The organism is Microcoleus sp. BM001215392 (assembly GCF_036700185.1).
Taxonomy (GTDB): domain Bacteria; phylum Cyanobacteriota; class Cyanobacteriia; order Cyanobacteriales; family Microcoleaceae; genus Microcoleus.
Genome location: NZ_JAUBOJ010000429.1, coordinates 1 through 5,867 on the forward strand (window position 1 = coordinate 1; position 5,867 = coordinate 5,867).

The following is a 5,867-nucleotide window of genomic DNA, read 5'->3' on the forward strand; positions in this document are numbered from 1 at the left end:
AATAACCAATAACCAATAACCAATAACCAATAACCAATAACTAATAACTAATAACAACTGTCAACTGTCAACTGTCAACTGTCAACTGTCAACTGACTGTCAACTGTCAACTGACAACTGACAACTGACAACTGACAACTGACTGTCAACTGTCCCTTAAGACGTGCTAGAACAGGTATGGTCTTCATCGGTCAATTCCATGGCTGCAATTACTCTCGATCGCAATCCCTGTGTCCTGCTAGTAGAAACAGACGAAGTTCTCGCCGGACACTTGAGCATAGACTTAAAATCCTCCGGCTACGAACCGGTAATAGCTTCTAATACCGCCACAGGCCAACATTTAGCCCGTGAATTGCAGCCAGCTTTGATTGTAATCGATCGCATACTTGGCCCTGAATCGGGACTGACGCTGTGTTCTCACCTCAGAAGTAGCGGCAATCGGGCACCGGTACTATTATTGATCGGTCGCGATACAGTGGACGATCGCGTAGCTTGTTTGGAAGCCGGGGCGGACGATTATTTTCTCAAACCTTACCGTAGTGAGGACTTTTTGCAGTTGGTGCGCTTGTATTTGCAGCCGGATAACACCAGCAGCGAACAGTTGAGGTTTGGCGATTTAGTTTTGGATTTGGCCTCTAGGCGCGCCCTGCGCAACGGACGGGCGATCGACCTGACGATGAAGGAATTTGAGCTGCTAAAGTATTTAATGGAACATCCCCGCGATGTTTTGACTCGCGAACAAATTCTAGAAAATGTTTGGGGTTACGACTTTTTGGGTGAGTCGAATGTGATTGAGGTTTACATCCGCTATCTGCGCCTCAAAATTGAAGATGAAGGCGAAAAGCGCTTGATTCAGACTGTACGCGGTGTTGGTTACGTGATGCGGGAAGCTTGAAGAAGTCCGTTGACAGTTGACAGTTGTCAGTTGACAGTTGTCAGTTGTCAGTTGTCAGTTGTCAGTTGACATTCGTTAAAAATTCCCATTCCCAATTCCCCATTCCCAGTCTAAAATCTAAAATTTAAAATCTAAAATCTAAAATCATTATGAGTTATTTGGTTAATTTCCTAAGTATTGGGGTAATTCTATTTCTGCTGGGATGTTCGCCGGCTTTACCTGTCGCGAATTCTGGTGTTACTGGTACTTTGGCGGATCAGTCTTCGACGGCTACAACCTCCGGTCAAGTTTTGCCGATTTCTGCTAGAGCTCGGATAGCCGATCGCCCAATCGAACTCGAAGTCGCCAAAACATCGGAACAACAGGCTATGGGTTTAATGTACAGAACTTCTTTAGCCGATGACAGAGGAATGCTGTTTGAGTTTAAACCGGCGCGCTGGGTCAATTTTTGGATGAAAAATTGCCAGATTTCTCTGGATATGATTTTTCTGCGGGATGAAGTCGTGACAGCCATCGCAGCAAAGACTCCTCCTTGTACCGCCGATCCTTGTCCTACCTACGGCCCGGATACGACTGTCGATCGAGTCATCGAACTGCGGGGCGGGCGGGCTGCTGAACTCGGTGTCAAAGTGGGCGATCGGATTGAAATCGAGTTTTTCGAGTAACAATTATCAAATTCCCATGGCTGACGCATCGGAGCTAGAAACCAGGTTTGTTGCCATACTTCTCTCATTAAACGCAAAATCTCCGATAAACCTGGTTATTGACACTATTTTTGACAAATAATCCCACGGGCTGTAAATTTGCCCATCTTTACGCACTAAATCATCCTCTATCTCAAATTTTCCATGCTAAGGGCGTCGTTCTCTCTGTCTATGTCCGGTTGAGTTCGGCTTTAACAAAACCTCAAAAAATTTATAAACTTTACAAAACGTGATAATATCTGTTAAATTATTAATGTAAGATGCAGCACAAAGACCAAAACATTTGCTACGATGTCAATCTCAGTGAAGCTGGGCTTGAGCTTGTTTGCAGAAGCTGTAAATTATTGGTCGCAGGTATGAGAAGAGTCAGCGACTCGTTACCAATCCTGAGAGACGATGCTCGGGCTCCAGGGCCCCTGCGATGAAAAGAAATTCTCTGGAACTTCTGGCGCTCAACCTAAATCTACTAAACCTATCTCAAGTATGATGCTGCAATCAAAATTAGTTGGCAAACTTAACTTTAGGTAGCAAGTTCGGGTTCGATACGAAATATCTGACCGAGATTGCAGAAGTAGATTTGCGGATTCTGCATTTTCGCAGATGAAGTTAAGCTCTGAACACTAACGCAATTAGTTTTAGGTCGCAGAATTTCTTCAGATTTGCGTTGCAAAATACCGAGGTATTCAGTTTAAGCTCGATCGCCATCGCAAGTCGATCGCGCAGACAGCAGCAAAAGTCCAAAACCTTTCACTTCTTGGGAAAGGTTGGCTTTAGAGTCGCACTCAGCAGTAAATTTTGCATTTTCCACAACCGCTAATACTGTTAAAACAGCTATCACCGGTTAAAAGACAGATTTAAAACTGGCTTATTACTAATCAAAAACATCAGGTTCACATCTGAAAATGGTGTCCTATACATGGAGACAAAATCACATGGCACCCGCAACATACACTAGATTAATTCGATTTTTACAAGAAGATTTGGCGATTTCTCCCGCGTCAATTGCTGTCGCCGAACGCGGTGGCGACAAACAGCGGCAGCGTGACAAAGACCCGAATTCCTTGCCGATGGTTCTGTGGCAATACGGTTTAGTCACTCTCGAACAGTTGGATAAAATCTTTGATTGGTTGTCCCAAGCATATTAAAAGGATTTTAGATTTGAGTTCAAATCCAAAATCCTTTAATAACTAAGATTAAGAACCAGCTAACTCTTTCGCAGCAGCGGCGATACCGGCACCAGGAGTGCAGCCTTCATGGCCCAATTCTTGCAGTACGACTTCGAGGGCAGAAATTGCTGCTAGAATATCGCGATCGCACACAAAGCCCAAATGACCGATACGGAAGATTTTACCTTTTAAATGGTCTTGTCCGTCTGCCAGAGCAATATCAAACTTCTTTCTCATCAAAGTTCGCACTTTTTGAGCATCTACAGACGCGGGCGGCATGACGGAGGTAATGGCAGGACTGGCTGCACCATCAGCAGCAAATAATGGCAAACCCAAAGCTTTTACAGCGGCGCGAGTAGTTGTCATCAACCGTCTGTGTCGCGCGAAAACATTTTCCAACCCTTCAGCTTTCATCATCTGCAACGATGCTTGCAGGGCAAAAAACATATTGACCGGTGGAGTAAAAGGAGTCGTATTTTTGGCAGCGTCTTTGCTATATTTGCCCAAATCTAAATAATAGCGGGGCAGTGTCGCAGTTTTGTAAGCTTTCCAAGCCTTAGGACTAACGGCGACAAAACCCAAACCAGGGGGAATCATGTAAGCTTTCTGAGAACCAGAAGCAATCACATCTAGTCCCCAAGCTTCCATGGGTACGCTGACAGCACCTAAACTGGTGACAGCATCAACCATAATTAAAGCTTCGCCGTGGGCTTTCACGTGGCGGTTGATGGTTTCGAGGTCATTCAAGACACCGGTAGAGGTTTCTGAGTGAGTGACGATGACTGCTTTGATTTGCTTCTCGGTATCTGCTTCGAGTTTTTCGCGGAAGTCTTCGGGGTTCAAAGGTTGACCCCACTCAGCTTTAATAATTTCGGCATTTAAACCGTAAGCGACTGCAACTTCAGCCCAGCGTTCGCCAAATTTGCCGTTTGTACCGACTAAAACTCGATCGCCCGCACTCAAGAAATTAATTATCCCAGCTTCCATCGCGCCGGTACCGGAAACTGTCAAACTCAGTACGTCGCCACTGGTTTGGTGCAGCCATTTCAGATTTTCGGTACATTCGGCAAAAATCGCGTCAAATTCCTTGCTGCGGTGGCCCATCGGGTGTTTTGCCATCGCCAGCAAAGCTGCTTCCGGTACCGGTGTCGGGCCGGGAATCATCAGCATTAACTTGTTGTCCATTATTTCGTCCTAACTTTTTCGATGGGAGTTCTACAGATTGACACTCAAGGCGCGTGAACGCACGGAGATTCTTGGCTCACCGAGATCACTTAACCTAGATTCCTTGCGTTGTCTAAGCCAGAGGTGAGACTCTCCCCAAGCGTTACTTCGGGTATGCCCTACCCTAGTTGCCTTGCTGCAAGTCCTGTTTAGCTTGAAACAAATATGCTTCAAAAACTGATTCGTCTAGTTCCTGTGAATCTTTTGCCTGCTGCCAGGAGGAAGCTAGAACAATGCAGCAGAACCGCATAGATTCAATTGTCTCTTGTTCAGCGCTTCGTCTTTCGACAGCAAGGTTTTTTAAGTGGTTGATTACCTTTACCACTGGTACAATTCTACCAAAAGCCGTCGTACAACGACGGGGTTTTAGACCCAAATTTTCGATAAATCAAATACGAGCGGTTGTTACTCTAAGTTTTTTAATTTTTAACACCGCTATGGTTAGTTTCATTTAAAGACCAGCGGTGTTCTACCGCTAAGTTCGATCGCTCGCAGCTTTGTTCTAATTGCTTTTGAATGGCTAGGGCTTTGCGCAGGGTAATAATAAGTTGGTGAACTTGTTGCTGCTGGGGCGACTGTGGACTGACAGCAAACATCGTTTTGCGTTCTAACAATTGAAGTAACAATTCATAATGAATGTACGAAGGAAGGGGAATTGGCTCCATGAAAGCTAACATACCTCAGCGAACCGATACCCCATTGCAAGTGCATGGGGCATCACAGGTGAACATTAGATGCCCGACTTTTTATGTTTGTTCTAACCGTACAAAAACCCCTGCTTTGCCGATCGAATATTCGGGGCTGGGTGCGTTGGTAACGCTAAATTTTGCGATCGACTGGCGAGAGCGAATAGATTTAATTGCTTTCTGGCAAAATATTTCTACGCAATATGCCTTTGAGTGCTATTTTTTTGGCAGTTAGGCGCTTGAGTCGATGCAGGCTCGAATTTCTGATTATTTACCTACTCAATCATTTTTTATCAGAATTCGGGGGTGTTTGTCAAGCAGTCTCGCCTTTGGTGATGTGCGGATGCAACTGGGCAAGGGAGGCTAAAGCAGCACCCGGATCGAGTTGCTTGACTAGGGATTCGCCGATGAGGACGGCTTGGGCTCCGGCGCTGGCAACTTGGGTGAGGTCGTCGGCTGTGTGGATTCCTGACTCGCTGACGGTGAGGATGCTTTTTTGTTGAATTTCCGTTTGGCGCGAGGCTAATAGTTGGCTAGTGGTTTCGAGACTGACGGAAAAGTCTTCTAGGTTGCGGTTGTTGATGCCGATCAGGTTGACTCCTTCTAGGGTTAATACTCGATCGAGTTCTTCTTGAGTGTGAACTTCTATTAAGGCCGTCATGCCCAAAGTCTTGACAATTTTCACAAAGTATTGTAAGTCTTTGTCAGATAAGATAGCTGCAATTAACAATACAGCATCGGCCCCGGTAATCCGGGCGAGATAGATTTGGTAAGGATAGATAATAAACTCTTTGCAAAGTAGGGGCAAATCGACGGCGGCACGGATTTTTGAGAGGTTGTCGAAACTGCCTTGAAAGAACTTTTCATCGGTGAGTACGGAGATGCAAGTGGCGCCGTTTTGTTGGTAGGATTTGGCGATCGCCACGGGGTCGAAATCTTCACGAATTACGCCTTTGCTGGGGGAAGCTTTTTTGACTTCGGCGATGATTGCTGGTGTGGTTTTACCGTTTTTGAGTGCGCCGAGGAAGTCGCGGATCGGGGGTGCAAAGGGGAGTCTTTTGTGAAGTTCGGCTAAGGGCGTGCGATCGCGCTTTTGAGCTACTTCAACCTCTTTTTGCCAGACAATTTCTTCGAGGATGTGCCGGGGTTCGGCGTCGGGTACGGCGATTTTGTAGCTGAGGTAGAGTACGGA

The 5,867-nt window shown here is 45.9% G+C and carries 9 protein-coding genes; 4 read left to right on the forward strand and 5 right to left on the reverse strand.

All coding sequences use genetic code 11. From position 1 onward, the window contains the following. The first annotated feature begins 199 nt into the window (after positions 1-199). Together nblR and QT974_RS29790 are read left to right on the forward strand one after the other, a co-directional pair. Positions 200-895, forward strand: coding sequence for a response regulator transcription factor NblR (gene nblR, locus QT974_RS29785; protein ID WP_333471995.1), 696 nt, complete (start codon positions 200-202; stop codon positions 893-895). A 149-nt stretch (positions 896-1,044) separates the two neighbouring features. Then, positions 1,045-1,560, forward strand: coding sequence for a DUF192 domain-containing protein (locus QT974_RS29790; RefSeq protein ID WP_333471996.1), 516 nt, complete (start codon positions 1,045-1,047; stop codon positions 1,558-1,560). A gap of 727 nt (positions 1,561-2,287) precedes the next feature. On the opposite strand, the gene QT974_RS29795 is transcribed toward QT974_RS29790, so the two are convergent. Continuing rightward, the gene (locus tag QT974_RS29795; RefSeq protein WP_333471997.1) at positions 2,288-2,437 is read right to left on the reverse strand and encodes a hypothetical protein; all 150 of its coding nucleotides are present in this window, start codon (positions 2,435-2,437) and stop codon (positions 2,288-2,290) included. Between the two features lie 94 nt (positions 2,438-2,531). Here QT974_RS29795 and QT974_RS29800 point away from each other — a divergent pair, with 94 nt between their 5' ends. Next, positions 2,532-2,744 (forward strand): DUF2949 domain-containing protein, encoded by a 213-nt coding sequence (locus tag QT974_RS29800; protein WP_333471998.1) that lies wholly within the window; start codon positions 2,532-2,534, stop codon positions 2,742-2,744. 48 nt (positions 2,745-2,792) lie between these two features. Here QT974_RS29800 and QT974_RS29805 read toward each other — a convergent pair whose 3' ends face one another. The 3 genes from QT974_RS29805 to QT974_RS29815 form a co-directional block, all read right to left on the reverse strand. Further along, entirely contained in the window at positions 2,793-3,950 is a 1,158-nt protein-coding gene (locus QT974_RS29805) for a pyridoxal-phosphate-dependent aminotransferase family protein (RefSeq protein WP_333471999.1), read from the reverse strand. 163 nt (positions 3,951-4,113) lie between these two features. Then, positions 4,114-4,365, reverse strand: coding sequence for a hypothetical protein (locus tag QT974_RS29810; protein WP_333472000.1), 252 nt, complete (start codon positions 4,363-4,365; stop codon positions 4,114-4,116). A gap of 43 nt (positions 4,366-4,408) precedes the next feature. Next, positions 4,409-4,654: a DUF5340 domain-containing protein gene (locus QT974_RS29815; RefSeq protein WP_333472001.1), complete on the reverse strand. Its 246-nt coding sequence runs from the start codon at positions 4,652-4,654 to the stop codon at positions 4,409-4,411. Between QT974_RS29815 and QT974_RS29820 the strand changes: the two genes are divergently transcribed. After that, entirely contained in the window at positions 4,653-4,910 is a 258-nt protein-coding gene (locus tag QT974_RS29820) for a hypothetical protein (protein ID WP_333472002.1), read from the forward strand. The genes QT974_RS29815 and QT974_RS29820 overlap by 2 nt on opposite strands. Positions 4,911-4,988: 78 nt before the next feature. Here the strand turns inward: QT974_RS29820 and trpC are convergent. Further along, positions 4,989-5,867 (reverse strand): indole-3-glycerol phosphate synthase TrpC (gene trpC, locus QT974_RS29825; protein WP_333472003.1); only part of this gene is annotated, 879 nt, incomplete at its 5' end.

Excerpts from the sequence above, each read along its gene's own strand:
- nblR (WP_333471995.1), top strand. The coding sequence starts at position 200 with ATGGCTGCAATTACTCTCGATCGCAATCCCTGTGTCCTGCTAGTAGAA.
- QT974_RS29790 (WP_333471996.1), top strand. The coding sequence starts at position 1,045 with ATGAGTTATTTGGTTAATTTCCTAAGTATTGGGGTAATTCTATTTCTG.
- QT974_RS29800 (WP_333471998.1), top strand. The coding sequence starts at position 2,532 with ATGGCACCCGCAACATACACTAGATTAATTCGATTTTTACAAGAAGAT.
- QT974_RS29805 (WP_333471999.1), bottom strand. The coding sequence starts at position 3,950 with ATGGACAACAAGTTAATGCTGATGATTCCCGGCCCGACACCGGTACCG.
- QT974_RS29820 (WP_333472002.1), top strand. The coding sequence starts at position 4,653 with ATGAAAGCTAACATACCTCAGCGAACCGATACCCCATTGCAAGTGCAT.
- QT974_RS29815 (WP_333472001.1), bottom strand. The coding sequence starts at position 4,654 with ATGGAGCCAATTCCCCTTCCTTCGTACATTCATTATGAATTGTTACTT.